Consider the following 25444-nt stretch of genomic DNA (forward strand, 5'->3'; position numbering starts at 1 on the left):
ACCAATGGTCTTTATTGGTTTTAACCGTATGCGTGATAATGCCACCCCAGCCGGATGATGGCGACGAAGGCATTGGGTAGCGTGTTTCCAGGGCCATTGGCGCCGGGGTTGACGATATACTGCAGGTCGGGTTGGATGTAAAAATCCTTTAACACGGGCTGTTTGAAGTTCACTTCCAGACTGGTTTCTGCGCCTCCCGCATTCGAGCCGGATTGGCGTTTCCATGCGCGGGCCATGCCCAGACTCAGCGTTGAGCCGGGTGAACCGGGAATGAAATGGCGTAGACGCAAGCCCACTCCCATATAGGCATTCACAGGCGATACCGTTGCGGCATTGGGTGCTCCGCCAGCTTGTACAAATACTCCCCAGTTTATCTGATCCGTCTTCCAGCGATACTCGGCCGCTCCATAAAAGCCACCCTGACTGGAGGAGGGTCCTATGCCGATATTTTGGGTGAGATACGGTCCATAGATGTGATTGTAATATCCTCCCGCCTTCAGCATTGCCGTACCCTGGCCAATGGGAATGCTCTGATCGATTTCGCCATAATACATCATCCCGTCACTGCCCCAGGGAGCGCGGAAGGGGTGGACCCCATCTGCACCAAAGGCACCCACCATGAGCATGGTATGACCCCAGCTCGCCGAAGCCATGACGCCGAGACTGGAATAGGGGTAGGTTGGTGTGAAGGGGATATTGGCCGAAATGATGGGGTAAATGCCGAAGGAAGTGTTGAACAGTTCGCTGGCTACTCCGGTGTCATTGAAGTAGTCATTAGGGTTGATTAAACCCAGTCGTAAAGTATAGTCACCAATGTGTTGCCGATAATAAGCCTTGTAGAGTCGAGCGATATGTGGATAAGGCGTGGTGAGGCTGGATACACCCTGCAAGTCTCCTATATACAGGCTGTCCGGATTCGCACTGTCTGCCGCAAGACCTTCAAGCACAAAAAGGCCTCCCGGCCACCATCCGGCCTTGCCGCTGTGCAAGGCGAGTCCACCTTTCCACAGTCCGGTGGCCGTCGTGCCGGTCTGGATGCCGCCACTCAAATTGGCGACTCCCTCTACCTCGCCATGCATGACCAGGGAAATGCCGCGCCACCCGTTCTGATACGCTTCTTCGGGAATGGACTGAGCAACACTGGCCGCCCATGCGGGGGTGATGGAGGCACAAAAAAGAAGGGTACCTCCAAAAATGCGTCGGTAACGGTGCTGCTGGCGAGGCATACCTTCTCCCTGATAGATCCGTTTATCGGATACTCACGATACTCAAGGCCATGCATGTTGAACTTCTTGACAATCTGAACCGTGTTCACTAATCTGCAACTATGTTGCAGATAAATATGACTCAGTCATGTTCCGTAATCAACCCCCATAGCTCAGCCCCATATCTCAGGGAGAAATGTCATGCAGAATACCGAACATGAAAAATTATCCACTGCGCGTCAGCCCGGACGGCGTTCATGGGCCAGATCACCGCTCCTGTCCGTACTGGCCCTGTTGTTGGGTTTGGGGACTGCTCAGGTAGCATCCGCTGCCGCCATTCATGCGGTCGGTGTGGAGAATCAATACGCCAATGTGATCAGTCAGATTGGCGGAAAGTATGTCCAGGTGAGTGCCATTGAAAGTAATCCCAACACGGATCCCCATAATTTTGAGGCCAGTCCTGCCGTGGCCAGGGAAATGGTGGCGGCCCGGTTGGTGGTCCGCAACGGTCTCGGCTATGACAGTTGGGCCAAGAAAATTCTGATAGCCGATGCCAATCCCAAGCGCCAGGTGATTGTGGTTCAGGATCTGCTGCATTTACCCGATAGCACCAGGAATCCCCATCTGTGGTACAAGCCGGAAACCATGCCCGCAGTGGCCAAGGCCGTTGCGGCAAGCCTCAGTGCCCTGGATCCTGCACACAAGGCTTATTTTGATGCCAACGTCCAGAAGTTCGATGCTTCGCTGCAGCCTTGGTATGCCGCTATCGCCAGTTTCAAGGCAAAGTATCCCCATACTCCGGTTGCCGTCACCGAGCCGGTGGCGGATTATATGTTGCAGGCGGCAGGCTGTGATATCAAAACCCCCTGGAATCTGCGGGCGGCCATCATGAACGGGACGGATCCTGCTCCTCAGGATGTCAGCATTCAGAATCAGCTTTTCAAATCCCATCTGGTCAAGGTGTTGCTCTATAATCAGCAGGTGACCAACTCCCTGACAGCGTCCTTTCTGCATAATGCCAAGGCGGCACATATTCCTGTTGTAAGTGTTTATGAAACCATGCCAACCGGCTACACTTATCAATCCTGGATGCTCGCCGAAGTGCAGGCCCTGCGCGCGGCGGTGGAACATGGCCAATCAACGACGGCATTGAAATAATATCTTGACCAATCAAAGACCTATTCTTGTGGTCGCCGATCTTTCCGTGGATCTGGGCGGCCGCAGCATTTTACGGGATGTCAGTTTTGATCTGCATCCGGGCCAGCTTTGCGCCCTGATTGGTGAAAACGGGGCCGGCAAGACGACCCTATTGCGGACCTTGCTGGGCCTGATTGGTCAACGCGCAGGTACGGTCCTGATTGACGGAGAAGCTCCCCAGAAGCACCGGGCTATGGTGGGTTATGTCCCCCAGAAAATCACCTTTGACCCGGATTTGCCTTTGCGCACCCAGGATCTGGTGCGTTTGGGACTGGATGGCCATCGTCTGGGCTTGCCTCTATGGAAGCGCCGCACCCAGGCAGCCGTGGATGCGGCGTTGCAGGCGGTGGGTGCGGAAGACTTTGCGGATCAGCGTGTCGGTGAGCTGTCGGGAGGACAACAGCAGCGTGCGGTGATTGCCCATGCCCTGGTCCGTAAGCCGCGTCTGCTGATTCTTGATGAGCCCCTGGCGAATCTGGATTTTGGCAGCGCCAATGCATTGGTCGCTCTGCTGGGGCAGCTCATTGCCCAACAGCAGATGACCGTGCTGGTGACCGCCCATGACATGAATCCTCTGATTCCGGTGATGGATCGGCTGGTCTATCTGGTGGATGGGCGGGCCGCAACAGGCACTGTCGCCGAAGTGGTCCAGCCTGAAGTGCTGAGCAAGCTTTTTGGTTATCCGGTCTCGGTCCTGAGACATGGCGGGCGCATTCTGGTGTTGCCCGATGCGCCGGAAAATGCCGATGTGGTGAACCTGAATCGCTGTGAGGGTCACGGGACATGAGAACATGCTGGCGTTTTTAAGCAGTCAGCCGGTGCAAACCGCATTGATAGTCGGTACCAGTGCGGCTCTGGTCAGTGCCCTGATCGGCGTTTTTACCGTGTTGCGCGGCAATGCCTTTGCCGGCCATGCCCTGGCTGACGTCAGCAGTGCGGGCGGGGCCGCTTCCTTTTTGTTGGGCATCAGTCCCTTGCTGGGTTTTCTCGGCATGGCCTGGATGGCGGCATTCGGTATGGAATTTCTCGGGCTGCGTAAAGCGCGGGAAAGAGATCTGGCGACGGGTATCGTGCTGGGCGCCGGCCTGGGACTTTCCGCTCTGTTTTTATATCTGGATGTCACCACGACGAGTACCACCGGGGCTACCGTATCGGTGATGTTCGGTTCTTTATTTGCCATTTCCCAGGGGCTGATCTGGCCCGCCATCCTGGCGGTGCTGGCGGTTTTTGTCTTGGTCGGCGTGTTCTACCGTCCACTGATCCTGACTGCCGTGGATCCGGATCTGGCCACTTTGCGTGGTGTTTCGCCGCGTTGGATGGGACTCCTGCAACTGCTGGTTTTAGGACTGGCCGTGGCTGTTTGTGCGCTGGCTATTGGTGCCGTACTGGCTACCGCACTGCTGATCGGTCCCGCCGGCGCAGCCATTCGCCTGAGCCGACGTCCTTTCCAGGCTATAATTTGGGCGATGCTCATTGCCCTGGCAGCGGTCTGGATGGGTATCTGGATGGCTTATGAAAGTTATTACTGGTTCTCCGGGAACGCCTGGCCCGTCAGTTTTTTTGTGGTGGTACTGATTTTTCTGTTTTATCTGCTGGCCCTGTTGGGCTCTGCACAGAAACTTCTGCGCTTGAAAGCAACTGCCCAGCACAGACTCCAGGGGCCCTAGCCATGTTCTCCAGCTTCATGATCAATACCTGGATTTCCGGCACCGCCATCGCCCTGGTGGCGGCTTTTGTGGGCTATTTTGTGGTGATCCGGCGTTCTGCTTTTGCCGCCCATGCCCTGCCTTTGGGCGCTTTCCCGGGGGCCGCCGCCGCCAATTTGCTGGGCGTCAATCCCTTTGTCGGATTACTGGTTTTTGTGGGCATGGGGGTGCTGCTTCTGCGCCAGCTCGCGCGCATGGGGCGGCGTGATGTCGGTACCGGATTGTTGCTGGTGCTTTTTCTGGGTATGGGTGCCCTGTTTCTGAGTATGACCAACGAATATGCACCAGAGGTGTTTTCCCTGCTCTTTGGGGAGATGTTGGGGGTCAGTGATGCCGATTTATGGCCCATACTGGGGATTTGTGCCGTCGTGTCGGTGATCATGATCACGATTTATCGGCCCTTGTTGCTGGACTCCAGTTTTCCTGATCTGGCCGCGTTGCAGGGCATTCCTGCGGCGCGCATGGATCTGCTTTTTTTAAGTCTGCTGGCGCTGGTGACGGCTTCGGCCTTGCCGGTGGTTGGTGCTTTTCTGGTGTTTACCTTGCTGGTCGGCCCACCGGCGGCTGCCCAGTCCCTGAGCACTCACCCCCTGCGCAGCTTGCTACTCGCCGTTATTTTTGCGGAAGGCAGCATCTGGTTGGCCATTGCCCTGTCCTACTGGAGCAACTGGCCCATTGGTTTTTTTGTCGGCATGATCGGCGCCGGACTTTTTACCCTGGCCCGCGGCTATCGCTCCTGGAGCCAGCGGCAGCGCGGCTCGACGCTGGTTTCTGTCCCGTAAACTCTCTGTTGAATCAATTCGCCATCCCGCTTTGTTCATTGGTCGCCAAAACCGTGGCCAATGCGCAGCGGCTCCGGGATGAACAGGTCCTGGGATTCAGTCTGACCTGCCTTTGCGTGCGGGTAGGGCAACAAGATGACCAGCTTCAAATCGGTATGGGCCGCAGGCAGAAGGGTGCTCTGTTCATAAGTCACTCGTCCCTGTATGGGATGCTGAAATACCCGCAGGCCGCCTTCTCTTTCCACGACATCCTGAGCGGACCAGAGTGCGGCAAATGTGGGACTCTGGCTTTGCAGCTCCGCGATGCGGCGAAGCATTTCGGGATCGTCCAGATGTTTGCCCACGTCGGCACGAAATTCGGCCACCAGACGCCGACAACGGCTTTCCCAATCATCCACAAAGTGTCGGGCATTGGGATGGAGTAATAAGAATTCCAGCAGATTGGGGAGTTTTTCACCAGAAACCGGGCTGGCTGGTAACCAGTCGAGAAAATGCGTCGCTGCTGCCCCGTTCCAGGCGCCGGCATTCCAGTAGCGATCCAGGACATAGGCGGGATATTGCAGGGTGTGCAGGATATGCAGCAGGGACGGCGGTACGGCCGAGGGGCGGAGTTCTGTCTGGGGGTCGGTCTTGCCTGCCAGATGAAACAGATGCTGTCGCTCGGCGTGGGAGAGTTGCAAGACCTTGCCGAGGCGATCCAGGGTGGGCCAGGAGGGGCGCACGGGCCGCCCTTGTTCAATCCAGGTGATCCAGGTACCGCTGACCCCGGAGAGCATGGCCAGTTCTTCGCGACGCAAGCCGCTGGTCCGACGGCGACCAGCAGTGCTCAACCCTGCCTGCAGTGGCGTAATTTTTTCTCGATGACGGCGAATGAACGCCCCCAAGGCTTGTGGGTCTCCGGACATGGAAAGCATTCCTGTTGTACAGCAGGATGGTAATCGATATACCAGTATAAATGCTCATATTGTACCAGTCTAATTACCTTCGTATGATGATTGCCACGGACAGGATTTGGAGAACCGAAAGCCCATGAACGACCAGCAAAAACTCGTAGAGCAGCAATTTGGCGTGGCGGCGACGGATTATCTGAATAGTCCGGCCCATGCCCAGGGCGCGGACCTGGGGCGTCTGCGTCAGGCATTTGCCGGACAGAGCGCCTTGCGGATACTGGACCTGGGCTGCGGAGCGGGACACGCCAGTTTTGCCCTGGCCGATGTGGTCGGTGAAGTGTTTGCAGTAGATCTCTCTGCCGAGATGTTGCGGGTCGTGGCCGAACAATCCCGGCGGCGTGCCTTGACCAATATTCATACGGATCAGCATGGGGCGGAATCCTTGCCCTTCGCGGATGGTGGTTTTGATGGCATTGTGAGCCGCTTTTCCGCCCACCACTGGGCGAATCTGCCCGCAGCCCTCCGGGAAATGCGGCGTGTCCTCCATCCCCAGGGAAAATGTGTCATCATTGATGTATGCGCACCGGAAAATCCACTGTGGGACACTTTTTTGCAGACCGTGGAGATTTTGCGTGATCCTTCCCATGTCCGGGATTATCGGGTTTCGGAATGGGAGAGGATGTTGGCTACTGCCGGATGGCGAGTGGTGGATCAGGATACCTGGAAGTTGCCCCTGGATTTTGTCAGCTGGATCGCCCGGATGCGTTGCCCGGAAGAACGGGTGACCGCTATTAAAAGTGTGTGGAACAGGGCTCCGGCGGAGGTGATTGCACACTTTGCCGTGCAGCCTAATCAGGATTTTGCTTTGGATGTATGCTGGGTGACGGCAGTGCCCGTGTGAGGGGCATGGTCTGGTTTGCTTGAGAGAAGTGGGAGGAGAGGCTTGTGGCAGCAAAAACGCTTTATGACAAATTGTGGGAAAGTCATGTGGTGCATACGGAGCCGGATGGCGCAGTATTGCTGTATATTGACCGGCAGTTACTGCACGAGGTCACCAGCCCCCAGGCTTTTTCGGGCTTGCGTGCGGCGGGGCGGAAGGTCTGGCGGATTGATGCCAATATTGCCACGGCGGACCACAATGTCCCGACCACCGACCGGGCGGCGGGGATTGTCGATCCGACTTCCCGCTTGCAGGTGGAAACGCTGGACCAGAACTGCGCGGAATTTGGTATTGAAGAATTCGGCATGCTGGATCGGCGTCAGGGTATTGTCCATGTCATTGCTCCCGAACAGGGCCTCACCTTGCCGGGCATGACGGTGGTCTGCGGCGATTCCCATACGGCTACCCACGGCGCTTTGGGGGCATTGGCCTTTGGTATCGGCACCACGGAGGTGGAGCATGTGCTGGCGACCCAATGTCTTTGGGCGCGCAAGTCCAAAAGCATGCGGGTCTGGGTAGAGGGCGAACTGGGTCGGGGTGTCACCGCCAAGGACATGGTACTGGCCATCATTGGTAAAATGGGCACTGCTGGCGGGACGGGCTATGCCATTGAATTTGCTGGACCAGCCGTACAGGCCTTATCCATAGAAGGGCGGATGACCCTGTGCAATATGGCGATTGAAGCCGGTGCCCGTTCGGGGATGGTCGGGGTGGATGCCATGACCATCGACTATCTGCGCGGTCGTCCCTATGCGCCAGTGGGCAGAATCTGGGATCAGGCGGTGGCGGCTTGGAGTGCATTGCATTCGGATCCGGATGCCCGTTTTGATGCGGAGGTCCGCTTGAATGCTGCCGATATTGCGCCCCAGGTCACCTGGGGAACCAGCCCCGAAATGGTGGCAGACATCGGCGCCACGGTGCCGGATCCGGCCCGGGAAGCGGATCCGGTGCGCCGCAAGGGCTGGACGGATGCCTTGGCGTATATGGATTTGCAGGCCCATACGCCGCTCTCGGCCATTACCCTGGACAAGGTGTTCATCGGCTCCTGCACCAATGCCCGCATCGAAGATCTGCGGGCAGCGGCGGCCGTGGCCAAGGGGCAGCGTAAAGCCGCAACGGTGAAACTGGCGATGGTGGTTCCGGGTTCCGGCCTGGTCAAGGCCCAGGCCGAAGCCGAAGGACTGGATCGGATTTTCAAGGAGGCGGGCTTTGAGTGGCGGGAGCCGGGCTGTTCCATGTGTCTGGCCATGAATGCCGACCGTCTGGAGCCGGGTGAACGCTGTGCCAGTACCAGTAACCGGAACTTCGAAGGGCGCCAGGGTGCGGGTGGCAGAACCCATCTGGTCAGTCCGGCCATGGCGGCGGCAGCCGCCATTGCGGGTCATTTTGTGGATGTCCGTGACTGGTCCCCGGCATAAACGGCGCGTCCGTTCCTGGCTGCTGCGCATTGCCCTGGGCTTGTGTAGTCTGGGAATGGTAGAGATTGGCATTTTTTCAAGCCTGCGAGGCTGCTCGGCAGAAGTGGCTGCCGTGGAATATCTCGTCAAGAGACAGATGGAGAAATAAATGGAAGCTTTTACGGTATTAGAGGCGCTGGTCGCCCCCCTGGATCGTCCCAATGTGGATACCGACGCCATCATCCCCAAGCAGTTCCTCAAGACCATCGAGCGGCGGGGACTGGGCAAGCATCTTTTCGAGGCCTGGCGTTATCTGGAAAAAGACGGCAAGCAGATCGACAATCCGGATTTTATCCTCAATCAACCCCTTTATGCCGATGCCCGGATTTTGCTGGCCCGGGAAAATTTTGGCTGTGGTTCCAGTCGGGAACACGCTCCCTGGGCGTTGGCGGATTATGGCTTTCGCGCCATCATCGCCCCCAGTTTTGCCGATATCTTCGCGAACAATTGTGTGCAGAACGGGATTTTGTTGATTCGTTTGCCGGCAGAAGTGGTGGATCATCTTTTTCATGAGGTGGCGGCCAATCCCGGATATCGCCTGCGCATTGATTTACCGGCCCAGGAGGTACAGACCATGGGGGATAGTCGTTATAATTTCCCCATGGATGCCGGGCACAAGCACAAGTTACTCCATGGGTTGGATGATATTCAGCTGACCCTGCAGCATGAGGGCGCCATTCGCGCCTATGAGGCGGCTCGCCGGCAAGCGGCACCCTGGTTGTTTCGGGATTGATTTGGGATTGCATTTCAGGAGGCTCAGTCAAGATGTTTGAGGATGCAGCAGAGGAAGGTCTGGCACCCATTCGTGCCGACGCCATTATCATTGAAGGGAAAACCAAGCGGGGCAAGCCCTGCAAGGTCATCGACAACACCTGTAGCGTTCCCAAACAGGAATTGCAGGCTTTGCTGGATGACCTGATTGAACAGGAACATTTTGGTCCATCGGGCCTGAGTATGGCGGGAGGTAACAGCATTCGCATTGGCGCGCCCCAATCTGCCCATGTGCAGCTCGGAGACGATATCTACCGGATGATTGTGGTGGATTATGAGGCGCGTATCGAGGTGTTCTGACCACGGACTCAGGGCATCAGGCGTTCAATGATCCACTCACGACGGTTGCCCTCGGGACGTCGGTAAACAAAGCGATCATGCAGGCGATTCCGGCGCCCCTGCCAGAATTCGAAGCGCTCGGGGATCAGGCGATAGCCTCCCCAAGCCGGGTTGCGTGGGACATTCCCTTCGGGATAGCGTTGCTGTAATTCGGCCACCCGCGCTTTCAGCTCGGCGCGGCTGGCAATCACCTGGCTCTGGATGGACGCCGCTGCGGAATAGCGACTGGGGCTGGGACGCTGCTGGAAATAGCTTTCTGCTGCGGCGTCGTCCAGCGGTTCTACGGCCCCGTTGACGCGCACCTGCCGATCGTTTTCCGGCCAGTAAAATACCAGTGCCGCATAGGGATTGGCAGCCAGCTCCTGACCTTTCTGACTGCGCTGGTCGGTATACCAGCACAGTCCGGCTTCGTCAAAATGCTTGAGCAGCACATAGCGGGCATTCGGACGTCCCGAGGCGTCGGCAGTGGCCAAAACCATGGCCGTCGCATCAAAATTACCGGCGCTTGTCGCCGCCGCCAGCCAATTGGCCAATTGCTGAAAAGGATTGTTATCCAGATCCCGCCGATGCAGTTCTCCATGGGTAAAGTCCCTGCGGGTGCTGCGATGATCGATTTCACCTTCCATATCTGCTTTTCCCCCTGAGTATTATCGAATGCAAGGGCCTGCGCTGTGTTCAGGCCTTTTTCTCGATGACGCCTTCCGGGCTGCCGAAGAGCATCACATCCGCGCGACGATGGGCAAAAATGCCATTATCCAGTACCCCGGGGATCAGATTGATGGCCGCTTCCATTTTCAGGGGGTCGGAAAAATCCAGACCCGTCACGTCAATGATGACATTGCCGTTATCGGTGGTCACCCCATTGCGCAGGACCGGCGTTCCCCCCAGTTTGACCAGTTGCCGGGCGACAAAACTGCGGGCAAAGGGAAGCACCTCCACAGGCAGGGGGAATTTACCCAGCATGGGCTTGTTCTTGCTGGAATCGGCGATGCACACAAATAATCGGGCGGCACTGGCGACGATCTTTTCACGGGTCAGAGCGGCACCGCCACCCTTGATTAAACGAAAATGCGGGTCAGCCTCGTCGGCGCCATCCACGTAAACGGGAATATCTCCCGTGTTGTTGAGCTCGAGCACATTCAGGCCCAGGGCTTTCAGGCGGTTTTCCGTGGCGATACTGGAGGCGACATAGCCATCTACATGAATTTTCGCGGCTCCCAGAGCGTCTATGAAAAAGTTGGTGGTGGAACCGGTGCCGACACCGACGACCATGCCGGGCTGGATGTAGGAGAGGGCGGCTTCGGCCGCCATTTTTTTGAGCGCATCAGCATTCATTCGATTTTTCCTTGTGAGCCTGTAAAAGTAATCTTTCCATGAAAGCTTCGGTCAGTGCGGTGGCTGAGGCCGGATTCTGACCACTCAGCAACTTTGCGTCTTTGACTACATGACTTTGCCAGCATTCCCCGACACTAACGAGGAATCCGGCATTTCTCAAGCGCTGTTCCAGAGTATAAGGCCATCGGCCAGCCAGTGCAGTAGCCGCTTCTTCGGCAGCACTGAAGCCGGTGAGGGCGCAACCGGTATAGGGCGAAGGGGCGTGGTCTGCTGCCAGGAAGGCCGCGCTGCCATGACACAAGGTAGACAGAACCTTGTGTTGGTCGTGGCAATGCCGGAGCAAGCGTGCCACCTCTGGAGAGGTTGCCAGATCGACCAGGGGGCCATTACCTCCAGGGATAAACAAACCCCGCATATTGTCCAGTTGCGCTGCCTGCAAGTCCGCTAAGGAAAGGGCCTCGTACAGCTCCGGAATCCGGGATGATTGTGCTTTCAGCCATGCCGCCTTGGCAATATCGCCCTGCAGATTGGCGGGATCCAGACTGTCCGGGTCCAGCTTCGGGAGGCATCCATCGGGAGTGGCCATATATAAAGTCCAACCCGACTGTTTGAGCCGTTGCCAGGGTACGATCAGTTCCTCCGCCCAGAAGCCGGTGGGCACCTGTTCGCCATCCAGCAAGGTTAAAACCCTGGCGCTGCTGAGCAGGAAAAGAATATAAGGTCGATCAAACATGCCGCTATTGTAGCATAAACGTCGTAGAAATCTCTAAAAACTTATGTAAGGTTAATGTTGTGTTTTTTTAATATATCCTGTCATAAACACCCGCATTCAAAATATTTTAAAAATACAAAAATATATTTTGTTTGACGGACAGTGTGTGAATCGGTGCTTATCGCAGCTTTGATGAAAGATGAAATCATAACCTGACGAAGCATTCATTAAACACTATAGTAATGTTAAGTTTCGTTGTTTTTTCATTTATCTCATTGAAAATAATAATTATAATTCATAACAAGTAAATAATACTATTATTATATTAAAATTAAAAAATTAAATAGATGCACATCAATAATGATATTTTTATTAACCCAAAAATATTTGGGGGATTGTTCTATTGATTTACAGACTTCCCTGAACTACTTTTACACCCGAGATTTAAATTAGTATAAAAAAGTATAAGTTTGTATGATTTTACGTTCACTGGCCGCCGTGGTTTCGGGCCGGGTGCGGAAAAAAGCTGATTGGATAGTAACCGCTATCTCGTTTTATTGCGGAGCAACCGTTGTCCGCCAGGGAGAAAAAGCACAATGGAAAAAAAGTGGAGGAACTGGCTGAAAAATGGGTGGCGCGCTGTAGCGCTGGCGCCCATTTTGCTGCTGTCTGGATGTGCAAGTAACACGTTCTGGATATTTGATCCCAAGGGGATCATGGCAAAAACCAACCTGTTTTACCTGATCGTGGATGTGCTGATCATGGGCGCCATTGTGGGCCTGACAGCCTTGCTGGTGATTTGGTTCATGTGGCGGTATCAGAAGGGAAAAAACCGGGGCAAGTATGATCCCCACTGGTCCCATTCCAATACCATTGAAGTGTTTGTCTGGGGTATACCGATCATTGCAGTAGGGTTCCTGTCCTACTTTGCGGTCAAAGGGACTTTCGAAATCAATCCCTACAACCCGACAGTCATCACCAGGCATATGCGGCCCGGTGGTGATCCGGTGGAAGTGGATGTCATCGCGACCGACTGGCAATGGTTGTTTGTTTATCCCCAATACCATATGGCGGTCGCCAATGAGCTGGTTCTGCCCATCCATACCCCGGTTTTCTTCCGTTTGACTTCCAGCGCCGTGACCACGACTTTCTTCATTCCCCAGCTGGTGGGCATGATTGACGTGATGCCCGGGATGCGCACCAAAAATGCCCTCATGAGTGATCATATTGGTGAATATCAGGGGATTGCTTCCGATTACGCTGGTGCCGGTACGTCCTGGATGACCTTCAAAACCAAAATGGTCAGCACTGGGGATTTCTCGCAGTGGGTACAACAGGTGCAGAAAGCGCCGGGCAGCATGAGTTATGCCAGCTTCAACCGTTTCGCGCAGCCTTACGTCGATGTGCATCACCACGTGCTGTACTTCTCTTCGGTGGAGCCCGGACTATTTGATCATGTCATGGCCGAAGTGATGCGCGGAAAAACCTGGCCACTACCGCCGATGATGACGGAAAACATGGTCGGCTATATGCAGAAACAAGCCGCTGAACATCGCGATTAATCGGAGGATCATCACATGCTCGTAGATTTACCTGGGGGCTGGAGCCCTCTTCTGGGGCGTCTCGCCTGGTCGCAGATTCCCTATGCCAATCCGATCCTGGCGCCGCTCTTCGTGGCGGTGGTCATCGGTGCCCTTATCATTCTGGGACTGATTACCTATTATGGTAAGTGGACCTATCTCTGGAAAGAATGGCTGACGACCGTCGACCACAAAAAGCTCGGTGTCATGTACATCATCATCGGTCTGGTGATGCTGTTCCGGGGTTTCATCGATGGCCTGATGATTCGTACCCAGCAGGTTTGGGCGGTTGGACCACATTCTTCCGGTGTTTTTGGTTCACTGCATGGTTATCTGACCCCCTTTCACTTCGGACAGGTCTATAGTGCCCACGGCTTGATCATGATTCTGCTGGCAGCAACCCCCTTGCTGGTGGGTTTCATGAATATCATCGTGCCGATTCAGGTGGGTGCACGGGATATGGCCTATCCTTACCTGAATGCACTGGGGCTGTGGATTACGGCTGCGGCCGCCGCTTTGATCATGCTCTCCCTGTTTGTCGGTGATTTCGCGCACAACGGCTGGTTCGGTTATGCCCCGATCTTCGAGTTGCAATACAGTCCGGGCGTGGGTGTGGATTACTGGATATGGACCATGGAGTTGGTCGCCCTGGGCACGACCCTGGGGGGTATCAACATCCTGGCGACGATCATCAAAATGCGGGCACCGGGCATGACCTGGGGCAAGCTCCCGATTTTTGTCTGGGCTTCCTTGTCTGCCAATGTGATCGCCCTGACTTCCTTCCCGGCCTTGCAGGTGGCTCTGGCACTGGTGGCCGCAGATCGCTATCTGGGGGCGCATTTCTTCACGGCAGGTATGGGCGGTAACTTGATGCTCTATACCAACCTGTTCTGGATCTGGGGGCATCCCGAAGTGTACTTCGTGATTCTGCCGGCCTTCGGCATGATGTCGGAGATCTTCCCGACCTTTTCCGAAAAACCCCTCTTTGGTTACATCACCATGGTCTTGGCAAGTCTGGCCATCGCCGGTGTTTCCTGGCTGGTCTGGTTGCATCACTTCTTTACCATGGGCGCCGGGCCCTATGTCAACAGCGCCTTCAGTGTGGCCACCATGCTGGTGGGCATCCCCACGGGTGTGAAGGTATTCAACTGGGCATTTACCATGTACCGGGGACGTCTGACCTTCAACGCGGCCATGCTCTGGGCGATTGGGGCGCTGTTCCTGCTACTGATTGGCGGCATGACCGGCATGATGCTGGCCATCCCCGCCATCAACTACATGGTCCATAACAGTGTGTTCGTGGTTGCCCACTTCCACTCCATGTTGCTGGTCATTGTCTATGCCATTTTTGGTTCTGTGCTGTACTGGTTCCCCAAAGTGTTCGGCTTCAAGCTGGATGAATTCTGGGCCAAGACCATGTTCTGGCTGTTTTCTGCCGGTACGGCGCTGGTATTTGTGCCCATGTACATGCTCGGTTTCATGGGCATGACCCGGCGTCTGGAATATGTGTTCAACACGGGTTGGCAGCCTTACCTCGACGTGATGGAGCTGGGTATTGTCGTGTACACCCTCTCGGTACTGGCATTTTTCATCCTGCTCTATGTCAGTGTCCGGGATCATGCGAAAAACCGGGTGGGCGCCGATGCCTGGGGAACGTCCCGTTCTCTGGAATGGTTGACCCATTCTCCCGTGCCTTTTTACAACTTTGCGGTCCTCCCCCATATCAATGAGCGGGACGAGGTAGCATGGCGCCGACAGAACGGGATCGATCAGGTTCGTCCAACCCATTACGACGACATCCACATGCCGAACAACACGGGTGTGGCCATCATCATGGGCGCTTTGACTTTCGTTCTCGGCTTTGCCCTGACCTGGCGCATCTGGTGGCTGTGCATTGTCTCCTTGCTGGCCATCATCCTGTTGATGATTATCCGGTCCTTCAAGGGAGATCCGGGTTACATCATCACCGGTGCCGAGCTGCAGCGGATGGAAGAAGAGGCTTATCGCCGCGAGGCGCAGATTGCCGACAGCCATCACAGCCATCCGGTCAGTGGTGGGGTAGTGGGTAATGCCATGGCCTATCAACGCAACGATTCGTCGAAATAAGCAGGTTTTCGACAAGCTTGAATGGCTTCAAGGCACAGCGGCTGCCGCAACGGGCAGCGTCTGCGTCACCAATGAATCAAGGAGTTTTAACATGAGTGCACACGCCAGTACGGTTGATCCCCAAAAAGCGGAATTGTGGGATACCCATCATCATTCCCATGATGTGATCTCCACCCGCACCCTGGGGTACTTTTTATATCTGCTCAGCGACGGCATGATCTTTGCCACCCTCTTCGCCGCTTATGGCGTGCTGAGTTATCAGCACAGCTATTTTGGTGGGCCGACTCCCGCTGAATTTGTGAAGCCCTGGTACACCTTTGCTCAGACCATCGCCCTGTTCTTGAGCGTGCTGGCCTATGGTTTTGGCATGAATGCCCTCAAACACAAAAACAAGAGCGGCCTGATCAACGGCATGCTGGCGGCTTTTGTGCTGGGCGTGGTCTTTTTGGCGCTGGATATTCATGACATGAGCCACCTGTACTCCATGGGCATTAGCATCGCCAGCAGTGGTGGCATGTCCGCCTTCATGGTGCTGACTCAGGTGCATGCCACCCATATTTTCTTCGGACTGATCTGGATTCTGGTGATGATCGCCCAGGTCATGACCAAGGGCTTTACGGAAGAAACCGTAGGGCGCCTGCTCACGTTGCGGATGTTCTGGCACTTGCAGGCAGTGATCTGGGTTTTTGTTTACATCTTTGTTTATTTGTGGGGATACATATCATGAGTCACGGCGCTGCAGATCCGACGATGCATCCGGAAGTGCAATTGTCCACTTCCAAGGGCTACTTTCTGGGTTTTGCCATTTCGGCTTTCCTGATGCTGGTAGCGACTTTCCTGGTGACCTCCCATGCCGTGCCGCCTTTTGGCTTGTTGATGGTGATTACGGTGTGTGCGGGTATTGCGGTCATTGCCCAGATTTATTTCCTGCTGCACATCGACATTTCCGAGCATAACATCTGGAACACGGTGGCTCTGGTGCTCTTCATTCCCTTGTTCCTGATCACCATCGGTCTCACCTGGTGGATGTTCTCCCAGTTGTACCTGCGGACCATGGATATGTCGGTGATGTCCTCGGTGATGAACCCAGCAGTCCATGCTTCAGCCGCGCCGAAAATGTCTGGCATGCCGGGCATGAGCACGAGCCCGGATTCCGGTAACTAAGGAGTACGAAATGTCCACGATCCTGGGAGCAAAGCCTTCAAAAGATGCAGAAGCGGCTCTTCCCCACGCGGTTGAAGGGGAGCTGACCCCGGCGGTGCGGCTGATCGGCCGGGTGATCACGCTGCTGCTGCTGCTGTCGGTAGCGGCGGGGCTGTGGCAGGGTTTCGGCAGTCACGGTCTGTGGACCGGGGTGGTGAACGGCCTCCAGGCCAGCGAAGTGGGTTTTGCCATGGTGCTGATCCTGCTGGGCAGCATTGTGGAAGGCTTTGGTTATGGTCTGTCCCTGGGGACGAAATGGCCCTACACCCGCAACATTGTGCTGTTGATGGTCCGGGGAGACCCCGAAGCCGCCCACCGGGTGGTGGCCACGCTGGTGGGGCTGGTGGCCCTGGCGCTGGTGATCCTTGCTCCCGGTATCGGTACCATCAGCGGCTTGACCCTGATTGTGGTGACCGCCTTGTTCGGGATGGGCACTCTCTATGTCCTGGCGGGCCGGGTTCCGGCCTTCGTCCACGGCATGCACGGCCTGCTGGCCTACGGGGTATTCCTGATCTACCTCACCGGTCTGGCCTATCCCGGCCTCGACTTCTGGACCTATCTCGGCGCCATGGGTGCGCTGCACGCCTTGCTGCTCGCCGTTTTTCTCGGCGGCATGACCACCGGGCAACGGGGCTTTGGTAGCGCCATCGGTGCCTTCGTGCAACCTAAAAAAGCCTCGCAATGGACCGTTGCCGCCCACATCGCCGCCGGGCTGATCCTGGTCGCCACCCTGGGCTACCTGATGCCCGCCTATCCCATCGCCTTTTACCTGGCGGTCGGCCAGTTCGCGGTCGGATTTTTACTTTTTCACGCCGTCAGCCTCAAACCCAAAGACCCCGGTGTCCTGGTCGCCTTTCACCAGAGCATGGTGTTGCTCATGGCCCTGGCGATCGTCCTGGTCTGGCGCTGAGACACGGCCTCAGGAACCGATCATGAAAAGCTCCCTTATCACGCCCACTCCCCGCGGCCCGGAGGACCTTCTCCCCGTCGCGGGCGCGGAAGGTCTTCAAAACCGTTTCCGCCCTGGTCTCCTGCTCCATGACCTCTGGGTTCTGGCCAAGGCCCGGGTGGTCTCCCTGCTCGTATTCACCGCTGCGGTCGGCGAGATTCTTGCCCCCCACGCCCTGATGCACTGGCAGGCGGCCTTGGCCGGACTGCTGGGCATTGCCCTGGCGGGTGGAGCCGGCGGCGTGCTCAACCAGATCGTCGAACCGGGGTTGGACCAGCACATGCGTCGCACCCTGCACCGGCCCCTGGCCGAAGGCCGCATCAGCCGCCGTGGCGCCATCCTCTACGCCATTCTGCTGATGAGTGCCGCCATCGCCATTCTCGCCTGGGGCACCAATCCCCTGACCCTGGTCCTCACCCTGGCGGGAACCGTCGGCTACGGCGTGGTCTACACCCTCTACCTCAAGCCCAGCACTCCCTGGAACATTGTCTGGGGTGGGCTGGCGGGGGCCTTGCCGCCCCTGATCGGCTGGACCGCCATCACCGGCAGCCTGGCCGTTCTCCCGGTGGTGCTGGTACTGCTGGTCTTTGTCTGGACGCCGGCCCACTTCTGGCCCCTGGCCATCAACTGCCGGCGCGACTACGCCAAGGCCTGCATTCCCATGCTGCCCTGCACCCACGGCATCGACCGCACCCGGCGGGAAGTGCTCAACTACGCCGTCCTCACCTGGGTAGTGAGTCTGGTCCCGGCCTTCCTCACCGGCGACTGGATCTATGGCGGGATTGCCTGGCTTTCGGGGGCCTGGTTTGTGGGCATGGCCCTGCGCCTCAAGGCCCTGCCTGAAGGACCGGAAATGGACCAATACGCCCGCAGCATGTTCGCCTATTCCATCTCTTACCTGTTCTTGCTTTATACTGCTTTGATCCTGGGTAAATTGGTGATGGGTTATGGCTTCAACTTCTGAACAAAAAGGACGGCATGGCCGGGTCAAGGGTCCGGCCATGAGCCCGTTGGAAAAACGGGCCGTCAGCGGCCTGAGCTTTATTTATGTCGCGCGTATGCTCGGGCTTTTTATGCTCATGCCGGTGCTGGCCCTGGATAATGACCAGTTACGTTACAGCACCCCCTTGTTGCTGGGCCTGGCCATTGGCGTGTATGGACTGGCCCAGGCGGCACTGCAGTTTCCCTTTGGGGCCGCCTCGGACCGTTTTGGCCGGAAAAAAGTCCTGGTTTTCGGGATCCTGCTCTTTATTCTGGGTTCCTTGCTGGGCGCGGTCACTCACAATATCTATGGCATTATCCTGGCACGCTTGCTGCAAGGTGCCGGTGCGGTTTCTTCGGTGCTCCTGGCGACGGCCGGGGATCTGACGGGTGATCAGCACCGCACCAAGGCCATGGCGGCCATTGGTGGTAGTATTGCTGTGGCCTATGTGCTGGGGATTGCCATTGGTCCGGTATTTTATGGCCTCTGGGGGTTGACGGGGGTGTTTCTGGTGGCAGCGGCTTTAGGCGTGCTGGCCTTGTATCCGCTTTGGAAAATCATCCCACCCATCGATCAGGCCCGGCAAAACCGCATGGGTAGCTGGGCAGATGCCATGCACATGTTCCTCTATCCGCCCGTGCTTACCGCCAGTGTGGGTATTTTTATTTTGCAGATGGTCCTCGGCGCCAGCTTTGTGGTGCTCTCTCCGGAACTGGTCCATGCCATGCACATTCCTGAAAGTGGTATCTGGGAAGTGTATTTGCCGGTGATGCTGCTGTCGGTAGTGGCCATGCTTTTTCCGGTCATTCATGCCGAAAAAAACAAGCAGCACGGTCAGATGCTGATTGTCAGCGGCCTGACCATTGCGGTAGGTGCCTTGATCATGGGGCTGGAATCGGGACATTTCTGGCCCGTAGGCATTGGCGCGGTGATTTTCTTTACGGGCTACAACATTGCTTCGGCGATTTTGCCCTCGTTGATGAGTCGCAGTACGCGTCCCGAACAAAGGGGCGCCGCCAGTGGGGTGTATTCCATGCTGCAGTTTCTGGGCATATTTGTGGGCGGTGTCGTGGGCGGCTGGGGTCTGGGGATCGCCGGAGATCAGGGCGTGTTTTATATCCTCACTGCCGTGGGCATCCTGCTGGCCATCCAGAGCTGGAATGGTAAACGGATGGCCTTACTCCTTTCGCCGGACAATCATTCCTGAGTTTTTAGCCGCCGATCAGTAGTGCCAGCGCCCCGAAACCGATGCAATAAATGCCAAAGGGGCGCAGGGCGGTGACTTCATGCTTGTGAAAATAATGCATCAAAAACCAGACAGAACCCCAGGCACAGAGTCCGGCGAGGGCTCCTGCCAGGAAAATGGTGCCCAGCAAGCCACTTTGCATGTGGGCGTGGAATAATTTGGGGACTTCCAGTGCGCCCGCAGCGGCAATGATGGGGGTTGCCAACAAAAAGGAAAAGCGCGCCGAATTTTCGTAATCCAGTCCCACCCCAATGCCCGCCACCAGAGTGGCCCCGGAACGGGAAAACCCGGGAATCAGCGCCATGGATTGGGCAAAGCCGATGATGATGGCGCGCATCCAGCTGAGATTATCCAGTGAATGACTGGGATGACGGGAGCGCAGCCGGTCGCCCCAGATCAGCATGACGCCGTTGATCATCAGGGCAACGGCGGCAAAAGTGAAGCCGCCAAACAGATTTTTGATTTTGTGGGCGAGGAGCAGTCCCAGAATACCGGCGGGAATGGAGGCAATGAACAGTATCCATAACAGGCGTGACTGGGGATTGCTGGGCTTTCCCCGCGCCTGCACAAAACCGCCAATCAGCGCCGCCCACTCTTTCCAGAAAAACAGCAACAGTGCCGCCGCCGTAGCCAGATGCAGAACCACGACAAAAGGCAAAAACCATTCGGCATCGCGATTGATGGGCCAGTGCAGCAGGGCCGGGACCAGGATGATATGTCCCAGGCTGGAGATGGGAAAGAGTTCGGTCACTCCTTGCAGCATGGCCAGTAGCAACAGGTAGATATGATGAATCACGAGAAGTCCTCGGAAGATTTGACCGCCGATATGATTCGGCAGTGGCAGAAAAATGGGTTGTGCCGCAGTTACACGCGCAACAGTTCCCCTCCCGCACGGAGGTTCAGCACATCAAGGTTCCGGGTAAAGTCATGGCAAGGCATCCATGGCGATTGTCAGATCCCGGTTGCGCTATTCGTAGCGTACGGCAAGAATGGTGTACTCCCGGGTTCCGGCGGGGGCGCGCACTTCGACCAGGTCACCTTCGTGTTTGCCGATCAGCGCGCGGGCAATGGGCGAACTGATGGATATCTTGTTTTCCTTGATGTCGGCTTCGGCATCTCCAACGATCTGGTAGGTCACTTCCTTGCCATCCGCATCTTCCAGATCAACGGTCGCCGCAAAGACAATTTTCCCGCCGGTGTTCAGGGTCTTGGGATCGATGATCTGGGCGCGGGCGAGAAAATCCTCCACCTCGCGAATCCGTCCTTCAATGAAGGCCTGCTGTTCCTTGGCGGCATCATATTCCGCATTTTCCGAGAGGTCTCCCTTGGCCCGGGCTTCGGCAATGGCCTCGATGACGGCGGGCCGCTCTACCGATTTCAGCCGTTGTAATTCTTCGCGCAAGCGTTGCGCGCCGATGACAGTCATAGGGACTTTATCGCTCATGTTTACCTCTCGAACTGGTTAATTGTGTTGCAAATCCTGAAGACGAAGCACGCTGCGTTCTTCTCGCATCAGGGCACGGATGGCTTCGGCGCCGGCAATGGCACCAGCCAGGGTGGTGTAATAGGTCAGGCCCATCTGTAGTGCCGCCCGACGGATACTGAAGGAATCACGGACCGACTGGCGTTCATCCACGGTATTGATGATGATTTGTACTTTACCATTTTTGATGGCATCCACAATGTGCGGCCGCCCTTCGGTGACCTTGTTGACGGTCGTTACATTCAAACCCTGCCGACGCAGATGTTCGGCAGTTCCTCGGGTAGCAATCAACTGGAAACCCAGATCGGCCAGGGTGCGTGCGGCAGGCACGAGCTTGTCCTTGTCGGCATCCCGAACACTGATGAATACGGTACCTGAGGAGGGAAAATGTTCTCCGGCGCCCATCTGCGCCTTGAGGAAAGCTTCCCCAAAACTGGCGCCGATGCCCATGACTTCGCCAGTGGATTTCATCTCGGGACCCAGCAGAATATCGACGCCGGGGAATTTGATGAAGGGAAACACCGCTTCCTTGACGCTGAAATGGGGAGGATTGGGGATTCCCGGTACTCCCTGGGCCTTCAGGGTCTGCCCGGTCATGCAACGCGAGGCAATTTTGGCCAGGGGCCAACCGATGGCCTTGGAGACAAAAGGCACGGTGCGGGAGGCGCGCGGATTGACTTCCAGAACGTAAATCCGGTCTTCCTGTACGGCAAACTGACAGTTCATCAGACCCACCACTCCCAGGGCCAGGGCCAGCTCCACGGTTTGGCGACGCAATTCTGTCTGGATCTCTTCGGAGAGAGAGTAGGGTGGCAAACAACAGGCAGAATCACCACTATGCACCCCTGCCTGCTCGATGTGCTCCATGATGCCCGCCACCACGACGTGTCCATCCTGATCGGCCACCGCGTCGATGTCCACTTCCAGGGCATCGTTGAGAAAACGGTCCAGGAGAATGGGCTGGTCGTTGGAAATACGCACGGCCTCTTCCATATAGCGCTGCAGATCTGCTTCCGCGTAAACAATGCGCATGGCGCGCCCACCCAGTACATAGGAGGGACGCACCACCAGGGGATAACCCAGTTCCCGGGCCTTGCTCAACGCTTCCGGAGCGCTGCGGGCAATGGCATTTTCCGGCTGCCGCAGACCCAGACGTTGCAGCAGTTGCTGGAAGCGTTCGCGATCTTCGGCCAGATCGATGGAGTCTGGGGTCGTCCCGATGATGGGCACGCCGGCGGCTTCGAGGTCGTTGGCCAGTTTCAGAGGGGTTTGCCCACCAAATTGGACGATGACGCCCTGGGGTTTTTCCACGGCGACGATTTCCAGCACATCCTCCAGGGTCAGCGGCTCAAAATACAGACGATCGGAAGTGTCATAATCGGTAGAAACCGTTTCCGGATTACAATTGACCATGATGGTTTCAAATCCGTCCGCATGCAGCGCCATGCTGGCGTGTACGCAGCAGTAGTCAAATTCGATACCCTGACCGATGCGATTGGGACCACCGCCCAGGATCATGATTTTGGGCTGGTTTCCGGGCTCCGCCTCGCATTCCGTTTCATAGGTGGAGTAGAGGTAGGGAGTAGGGGAGTGGAATTCGGCCGCACAGGTGTCCACCCGTTTGTACACGGGGCGAATGCCCAATTTGTGACGCTGCTCGCGCAACTGGGATTCGCGGCAACCCAGCAGCCGGGCGAGGCGACGATCGGAAAAGCCCATGCTTTTGAGATCGCGCAGGCGGGCTGCGTTCAGGCTGGCCAGGGGCATTCCCCGCAAGCGTTCTTCCTGCTGGATGATTTCGATGATTTGTTCGAGGAACCAGGGATCAATGCGGGTCATCTGCTGGATTTTGTCCTGATCCCAGCCGCGCCGAACGGCATCGGCCAGATACCAGAGGCGCTCAGGCCCCGGGACGCGCATTTCCTGCTCCAATTTCTGCAGGGTTTCCGGATCATTGCCGCTCAGTTTTTCATCCAGGCCATCCACCCCGGTTTCCAGACCGCGCAGGGCTTTTTGTAGGGATTCCTGAAAGCTCCGACCGATGGCCATGACCTCTCCCACGGATTTCATCTGGGTGGTCAGGTGCGCATCCGCTTCGGGGAATTTCTCGAAGGCAAAGCGGGGTATTTTGGTGACCACATAATCAATGGTCGGTTCAAAACTGGCCGGTGTCGCCTGGGTGATATCATTGCGCAATTCATCCAGGGTGTAGCCCAGTGCCAGCTTGGCCGCGATTTTGGCGATGGGGAAACCCGTCGCCTTGGAGGCCAGCGCCGAGGAACGCGAAACCCGCGGATTCATCTCGATGATGATCAGTCGACCATCCGCCGGATTGACGGCAAACTGCACATTGGAACCACCCGTATCCACACCAATGCGGCGCAGAACGGCAATGGAGGCATCGCGCATCCGCTGATATTCCCGATCCGTCAGCGTCTGGGCAGGGGCCACGGTAATGGAGTCGCCGGTATGAATGCCCATGGGATCGAGATTTTCGATGGAGCAGACGATGATACAATTGTCGGCCTGGTCCCGGACCACTTCCATCTCGAATTCTTTCCAGCCGATGATGGATTCTTCAATGAGAATTTCATGGGTCGGACTGGCTTCCAGACCGCGGGAGGCGATGTCCTCAAATTCCTCCCGATTGTAGGCAATACCGCCGCCCGTCCCGCCCAGGGTGAATGAAGGCCGAATGATCACCGGGAAGCCGATGTCCTCGGCAATCTGGCGAGCCCCGTCCATGTCATGGCCGAAGGCGGAACGGGCGACCTCCAGGCCGATTTCCTGCATGGCTTTTTTGAACAGACCGCGATCCTCGGCTTCGCGAATGGCCTCTACCGAAGCACCGATCAGACGCACCCCGAATTTGTCGAGAATGCCTTCCCGGTGCAGATCCAGGGCGCAATTCAGGGCCGTCTGCCCGCCCATGGTCGGGAGAATGGCATCCGGGCGCTCCATTTCGATGATGCGTGCCACCGTCCGCCACTCGACGGGTTCAATATAGGTCGCATCGGCCGTTTGGGTATCGGTCATGATGGTCGCCGGATTGGAATTCACCAGAATGACCCGGCAGCCTTCCTCGCGCAGCGCCTTGCAGGCCTGGACCCCCGAGTAATCGAACTCACAAGCCTGACCAATCACAATGGGACCGGCACCAATCAGCAAAACGCTGTGAATGTCCTGGCGTTTAGGCATGGGCCGCTGCTCCGTGTTGCTGCATGGCCATCACGAACTCATCGAAAATGATACTGGCATCGTGAGGACCAGGGCCGGCTTCCGGGTGCCCCTGAAAGGAGAATACCGGGAGATCCTTATGCGCCATGCCCTGCAGGCTGCCATCGAACAGGGAAGTATGGGTAATGCGCACAGCACCGGGCAGCGTTTGGGCGTCCACGGCAAAGCCGTGATTCTGACTGGTAATCAACACCCGTCCAGTACGCAGGTCTTTCACCGGATGGTTGGCACCATGATGCCCGAATTTCATTTTGATGGTTTTCGCTCCCAGGGCCAGGCCGAGCAATTGATGTCCCAGGCAGAGCCCAAAGGTGGGTATGCGTGCTGTGATGATTTCGCGCATGGTCTCTTGGGCATAGTCCAGAGCATCGGGATCTCCTGGACCGTTGGAGAACAGCACCCCATCGGGATGCAGGGCCATCACTTCTGCCGCTGGCGTTTTGGCGGGCACCAGGGTGACCCGGCAGGCGCGGTCGGCAAGCAGGCGCAGGATATTGTTCTTTTTGCCGAAATCGTAGACCACGACATGATGCTTGGCATGGGTGATGGGTTGCCCCTGATAAGCCTGTTCAGGCAGACCGCTGGCCAGGAGCCATTCTGAAGGCTGTTGCGCAGCCACGCCCTGGACGAGGTCTCGGCCCAGCAGGCCGGGAAAGCGGCGCGCTGCGCTCAGGGCTTCTTGTTCATCCACCTGCGCACCCACCAGCAGGGCCGCATTCTGAGCACCGCCATTGCGCAGGCGGCGGGTGAGGGCGCGGGTATCCATGCCCGCGATGGCGGGGATGCCCTGCTCGGCCAGAAAATCGGGAAGGTTCTGCTGGCTGCGCCAGTTACTGGGAGTACGGGGCATGTTGCGCAGGACCAGGGCGGAACAGAATACTTGCGCGCCTTCCATGTCTTCAGGATTGATGCCGGTATTGCCGATGTGGGGATAAGTCAGGGTGACAATCTGGCCGCGATAGGACGGATCGGTCAAAATCTCCTGGTAACCGGTCATCGCCGTGTTGAAACAGATTTCACCAGCGGCGAGGCCGCTGCTGCCAAAGCCTGTACCCCGGTAGATACTGCCGTCTGCCAATGCCAGGACCGCCTGCACTTTCTCACCTCGTCTACCATGTGAAGATGCAAAAAAGGGAGGGTGTCCCCTCCCGCATAGATTAGCCTTATTCTAAAGATATGCCGGGCACGGGTCAACGCAAGCATGGCCACCCAGGCATCGGCCGTCTTGAAGGTTTAAGCCCTGGACTAGATCCGCGATCTCTGCTGTGTCGAGGGATTGGGGGCTTTAACATAAAGATAACTGCTTGAGTGTGCGACAAGTGAT

Annotated in this window: 25 protein-coding genes; 16 read left to right on the plus strand and 9 right to left on the minus strand. The window is 56.8% G+C overall.

What is annotated here, in order from left to right:
• Positions 1–20: 20 nt before the first annotated feature.
• Entirely contained in the window at positions 21–1226 is a 1206-nt protein-coding gene (locus tag ACJU26_RS02830) for a carbohydrate porin (RefSeq protein ID WP_414041044.1), read from the minus strand.
• Positions 1227–1406: 180 nt separating this feature from the next.
• On the opposite strand from ACJU26_RS02830, the gene ACJU26_RS02835 reads away from it, so the two are divergent.
• From ACJU26_RS02835 to ACJU26_RS02850, 4 genes are read left to right on the plus strand one after another with little or no spacing between them, the layout of a single operon-like run.
• Complete coding sequence (locus ACJU26_RS02835; protein ID WP_414041045.1) at positions 1407–2363, plus strand: metal ABC transporter solute-binding protein, Zn/Mn family; 957 nt, start codon at positions 1407–1409, stop codon at positions 2361–2363.
• A 4-nt stretch (positions 2364–2367) separates the two neighbouring features.
• A complete protein-coding gene (locus ACJU26_RS02840; RefSeq protein ID WP_414041046.1) occupies positions 2368–3189 on the plus strand; it encodes a metal ABC transporter ATP-binding protein in 822 nt (273 codons plus the stop codon).
• A 4-nt stretch (positions 3190–3193) separates the two neighbouring features.
• Positions 3194–4069 carry a metal ABC transporter permease gene (locus ACJU26_RS02845; RefSeq protein WP_414041047.1) on the plus strand — a complete coding sequence of 292 codons (876 nt, stop codon included), beginning with the start codon at positions 3194–3196 and terminating at the stop codon, positions 4067–4069.
• Between the two features lie 2 nt (positions 4070–4071).
• Positions 4072–4890 carry a metal ABC transporter permease gene (locus ACJU26_RS02850; protein ID WP_414041048.1) on the plus strand — a complete coding sequence of 273 codons (819 nt, stop codon included), beginning with the start codon at positions 4072–4074 and terminating at the stop codon, positions 4888–4890.
• A gap of 35 nt (positions 4891–4925) precedes the next feature.
• Here the strand turns inward: ACJU26_RS02850 and ACJU26_RS02855 are convergent, their stop codons facing one another.
• Positions 4926–5795: a helix-turn-helix transcriptional regulator gene (locus ACJU26_RS02855; protein WP_414041049.1), complete on the minus strand. Its 870-nt coding sequence runs from the start codon at positions 5793–5795 to the stop codon at positions 4926–4928.
• Positions 5796–5919: 124 nt separating this feature from the next.
• Here ACJU26_RS02855 and ACJU26_RS02860 point away from each other — a divergent pair, with 124 nt between their 5' ends.
• The 5 genes from ACJU26_RS02860 to ACJU26_RS02880 are packed head-to-tail and all read left to right on the plus strand — an operon-like array spanning position 5920 to position 9248.
• Positions 5920–6681: a class I SAM-dependent methyltransferase gene (locus ACJU26_RS02860; RefSeq protein ID WP_414041050.1), complete on the plus strand. Its 762-nt coding sequence runs from the start codon at positions 5920–5922 to the stop codon at positions 6679–6681.
• Positions 6682–6725: 44 nt separating this feature from the next.
• Positions 6726–8138: a 3-isopropylmalate dehydratase large subunit gene (leuC, locus tag ACJU26_RS02865; RefSeq protein WP_414041051.1), complete on the plus strand. Its 1413-nt coding sequence runs from the start codon at positions 6726–6728 to the stop codon at positions 8136–8138.
• Positions 8119–8286 (plus strand): hypothetical protein, encoded by a 168-nt coding sequence (locus tag ACJU26_RS02870; RefSeq protein WP_414042005.1) that lies wholly within the window; start codon positions 8119–8121, stop codon positions 8284–8286. Before leuC ends, ACJU26_RS02870 begins: the two co-directional genes overlap by 20 nt.
• Positions 8287–8910 (plus strand): 3-isopropylmalate dehydratase small subunit, encoded by a 624-nt coding sequence (leuD, locus tag ACJU26_RS02875; protein ID WP_414041052.1) that lies wholly within the window; start codon positions 8287–8289, stop codon positions 8908–8910. It abuts the gene before it with no gap.
• 32 nt (positions 8911–8942) lie between these two features.
• Positions 8943–9248 (plus strand): hypothetical protein, encoded by a 306-nt coding sequence (locus ACJU26_RS02880; RefSeq protein ID WP_414041053.1) that lies wholly within the window; start codon positions 8943–8945, stop codon positions 9246–9248.
• An 8-nt stretch (positions 9249–9256) separates the two neighbouring features.
• Here ACJU26_RS02880 and pdxH read toward each other — a convergent pair whose 3' ends face one another.
• Genes pdxH through ACJU26_RS02895 form a run of 3 tightly spaced genes read right to left on the minus strand, consistent with a single transcriptional unit; the run spans position 9257 to position 11355 of the window.
• Positions 9257–9913, minus strand: coding sequence for a pyridoxamine 5'-phosphate oxidase (pdxH, locus tag ACJU26_RS02885; RefSeq protein ID WP_414041054.1), 657 nt, complete (start codon positions 9911–9913; stop codon positions 9257–9259).
• A 49-nt stretch (positions 9914–9962) separates the two neighbouring features.
• Complete coding sequence (gene rpiA / locus ACJU26_RS02890) at positions 9963–10622, minus strand: ribose-5-phosphate isomerase RpiA (RefSeq protein ID WP_414041055.1); 660 nt, start codon at positions 10620–10622, stop codon at positions 9963–9965.
• Positions 10612–11355, minus strand: coding sequence for a type 1 glutamine amidotransferase domain-containing protein (locus ACJU26_RS02895; RefSeq protein WP_414041056.1), 744 nt, complete (start codon positions 11353–11355; stop codon positions 10612–10614). The genes rpiA and ACJU26_RS02895 overlap by 11 nt, the downstream gene beginning before the upstream one ends.
• Positions 11356–11930: 575 nt before the next feature.
• Between ACJU26_RS02895 and ACJU26_RS02900 the strand changes: the two genes are divergently transcribed.
• The 7 genes from ACJU26_RS02900 (at position 11931) to ACJU26_RS02930 (ending at position 19361) form a co-directional block, all read left to right on the plus strand.
• Positions 11931–12896, plus strand: a complete 966-nt coding sequence (locus ACJU26_RS02900; RefSeq protein ID WP_414041057.1) for a COX aromatic rich motif-containing protein — start codon at positions 11931–11933, stop codon at positions 12894–12896.
• Between the two features lie 15 nt (positions 12897–12911).
• Positions 12912–15020: a cbb3-type cytochrome c oxidase subunit I gene (locus ACJU26_RS02905; RefSeq protein WP_414041058.1), complete on the plus strand. Its 2109-nt coding sequence runs from the start codon at positions 12912–12914 to the stop codon at positions 15018–15020.
• Between the two features lie 91 nt (positions 15021–15111).
• Positions 15112–15747 (plus strand): cytochrome c oxidase subunit 3, encoded by a 636-nt coding sequence (locus ACJU26_RS02910; protein ID WP_414041059.1) that lies wholly within the window; start codon positions 15112–15114, stop codon positions 15745–15747.
• Positions 15744–16184 (plus strand): cytochrome o ubiquinol/quinol oxidase subunit IV, encoded by a 441-nt coding sequence (locus tag ACJU26_RS02915; RefSeq protein WP_414041060.1) that lies wholly within the window; start codon positions 15744–15746, stop codon positions 16182–16184. The genes ACJU26_RS02910 and ACJU26_RS02915 overlap by 4 nt, the downstream gene beginning before the upstream one ends.
• 10 nt (positions 16185–16194) lie before the next feature.
• Complete coding sequence (locus ACJU26_RS02920; protein ID WP_414041061.1) at positions 16195–17133, plus strand: cytochrome C oxidase assembly protein; 939 nt, start codon at positions 16195–16197, stop codon at positions 17131–17133.
• 22 nt (positions 17134–17155) lie between these two features.
• Positions 17156–18136, plus strand: a complete 981-nt coding sequence (locus ACJU26_RS02925) for a heme o synthase (RefSeq protein WP_414041062.1) — start codon at positions 17156–17158, stop codon at positions 18134–18136.
• 37 nt (positions 18137–18173) lie between these two features.
• Entirely contained in the window at positions 18174–19361 is a 1188-nt protein-coding gene (locus ACJU26_RS02930; protein WP_414041913.1) for an MFS transporter, read from the plus strand.
• A gap of 4 nt (positions 19362–19365) precedes the next feature.
• On the opposite strand, the gene ACJU26_RS02935 is transcribed toward ACJU26_RS02930, so the two are convergent.
• The 4 genes from ACJU26_RS02935 to carA all read right to left on the minus strand — a co-directional run bounded on the left by ACJU26_RS02935 (position 19366) and on the right by carA (position 25216).
• Entirely contained in the window at positions 19366–20196 is an 831-nt protein-coding gene (locus ACJU26_RS02935; protein WP_414041063.1) for an undecaprenyl-diphosphate phosphatase, read from the minus strand.
• 171 nt (positions 20197–20367) lie between these two features.
• Positions 20368–20844: a transcription elongation factor GreA gene (greA, locus tag ACJU26_RS02940; protein ID WP_414041064.1), complete on the minus strand. Its 477-nt coding sequence runs from the start codon at positions 20842–20844 to the stop codon at positions 20368–20370.
• A gap of 18 nt (positions 20845–20862) precedes the next feature.
• Positions 20863–24081 (minus strand): carbamoyl-phosphate synthase large subunit, encoded by a 3219-nt coding sequence (gene carB / locus ACJU26_RS02945; RefSeq protein WP_414041065.1) that lies wholly within the window; start codon positions 24079–24081, stop codon positions 20863–20865.
• Complete coding sequence (carA, locus tag ACJU26_RS02950) at positions 24074–25216, minus strand: glutamine-hydrolyzing carbamoyl-phosphate synthase small subunit (RefSeq protein WP_414041066.1); 1143 nt, start codon at positions 25214–25216, stop codon at positions 24074–24076. The genes carB and carA overlap by 8 nt, the downstream gene beginning before the upstream one ends.
• Between the last annotated feature and the right edge of the window lie 228 nt (positions 25217–25444).

The organism is Acidithiobacillus sp. M4-SHS-6, from assembly GCF_047421495.1.
Taxonomy (GTDB): Bacteria; Pseudomonadota; Gammaproteobacteria; order Acidithiobacillales; family Acidithiobacillaceae; genus Acidithiobacillus.

Excerpts from the sequence above, each read along its gene's own strand:
- ACJU26_RS02830 (WP_414041044.1), bottom strand. The coding sequence starts at position 1,226 with ATGCCTCGCCAGCAGCACCGTTACCGACGCATTTTTGGAGGTACCCTT.
- ACJU26_RS02835 (WP_414041045.1), top strand. The coding sequence starts at position 1,407 with ATGCAGAATACCGAACATGAAAAATTATCCACTGCGCGTCAGCCCGGA.
- ACJU26_RS02845 (WP_414041047.1), top strand. The coding sequence starts at position 3,194 with ATGCTGGCGTTTTTAAGCAGTCAGCCGGTGCAAACCGCATTGATAGTC.
- ACJU26_RS02850 (WP_414041048.1), top strand. The coding sequence starts at position 4,072 with ATGTTCTCCAGCTTCATGATCAATACCTGGATTTCCGGCACCGCCATC.
- ACJU26_RS02855 (WP_414041049.1), bottom strand. The coding sequence starts at position 5,795 with ATGTCCGGAGACCCACAAGCCTTGGGGGCGTTCATTCGCCGTCATCGA.
- ACJU26_RS02860 (WP_414041050.1), top strand. The coding sequence starts at position 5,920 with ATGAACGACCAGCAAAAACTCGTAGAGCAGCAATTTGGCGTGGCGGCG.
- leuD (WP_414041052.1), top strand. The coding sequence starts at position 8,287 with ATGGAAGCTTTTACGGTATTAGAGGCGCTGGTCGCCCCCCTGGATCGT.
- ACJU26_RS02880 (WP_414041053.1), top strand. The coding sequence starts at position 8,943 with ATGTTTGAGGATGCAGCAGAGGAAGGTCTGGCACCCATTCGTGCCGAC.
- pdxH (WP_414041054.1), bottom strand. The coding sequence starts at position 9,913 with ATGGAAGGTGAAATCGATCATCGCAGCACCCGCAGGGACTTTACCCAT.
- rpiA (WP_414041055.1), bottom strand. The coding sequence starts at position 10,622 with ATGAATGCTGATGCGCTCAAAAAAATGGCGGCCGAAGCCGCCCTCTCC.
- ACJU26_RS02895 (WP_414041056.1), bottom strand. The coding sequence starts at position 11,355 with ATGTTTGATCGACCTTATATTCTTTTCCTGCTCAGCAGCGCCAGGGTT.
- ACJU26_RS02900 (WP_414041057.1), top strand. The coding sequence starts at position 11,931 with ATGGAAAAAAAGTGGAGGAACTGGCTGAAAAATGGGTGGCGCGCTGTA.
- ACJU26_RS02905 (WP_414041058.1), top strand. The coding sequence starts at position 12,912 with ATGCTCGTAGATTTACCTGGGGGCTGGAGCCCTCTTCTGGGGCGTCTC.
- ACJU26_RS02910 (WP_414041059.1), top strand. The coding sequence starts at position 15,112 with ATGAGTGCACACGCCAGTACGGTTGATCCCCAAAAAGCGGAATTGTGG.
- ACJU26_RS02915 (WP_414041060.1), top strand. The coding sequence starts at position 15,744 with ATGAGTCACGGCGCTGCAGATCCGACGATGCATCCGGAAGTGCAATTG.
- ACJU26_RS02920 (WP_414041061.1), top strand. The coding sequence starts at position 16,195 with ATGTCCACGATCCTGGGAGCAAAGCCTTCAAAAGATGCAGAAGCGGCT.
- ACJU26_RS02925 (WP_414041062.1), top strand. The coding sequence starts at position 17,156 with ATGAAAAGCTCCCTTATCACGCCCACTCCCCGCGGCCCGGAGGACCTT.
- ACJU26_RS02930 (WP_414041913.1), top strand. The coding sequence starts at position 18,174 with ATGAGCCCGTTGGAAAAACGGGCCGTCAGCGGCCTGAGCTTTATTTAT.
- greA (WP_414041064.1), bottom strand. The coding sequence starts at position 20,844 with ATGAGCGATAAAGTCCCTATGACTGTCATCGGCGCGCAACGCTTGCGC.
- carB (WP_414041065.1), bottom strand. The coding sequence starts at position 24,081 with ATGCCTAAACGCCAGGACATTCACAGCGTTTTGCTGATTGGTGCCGGT.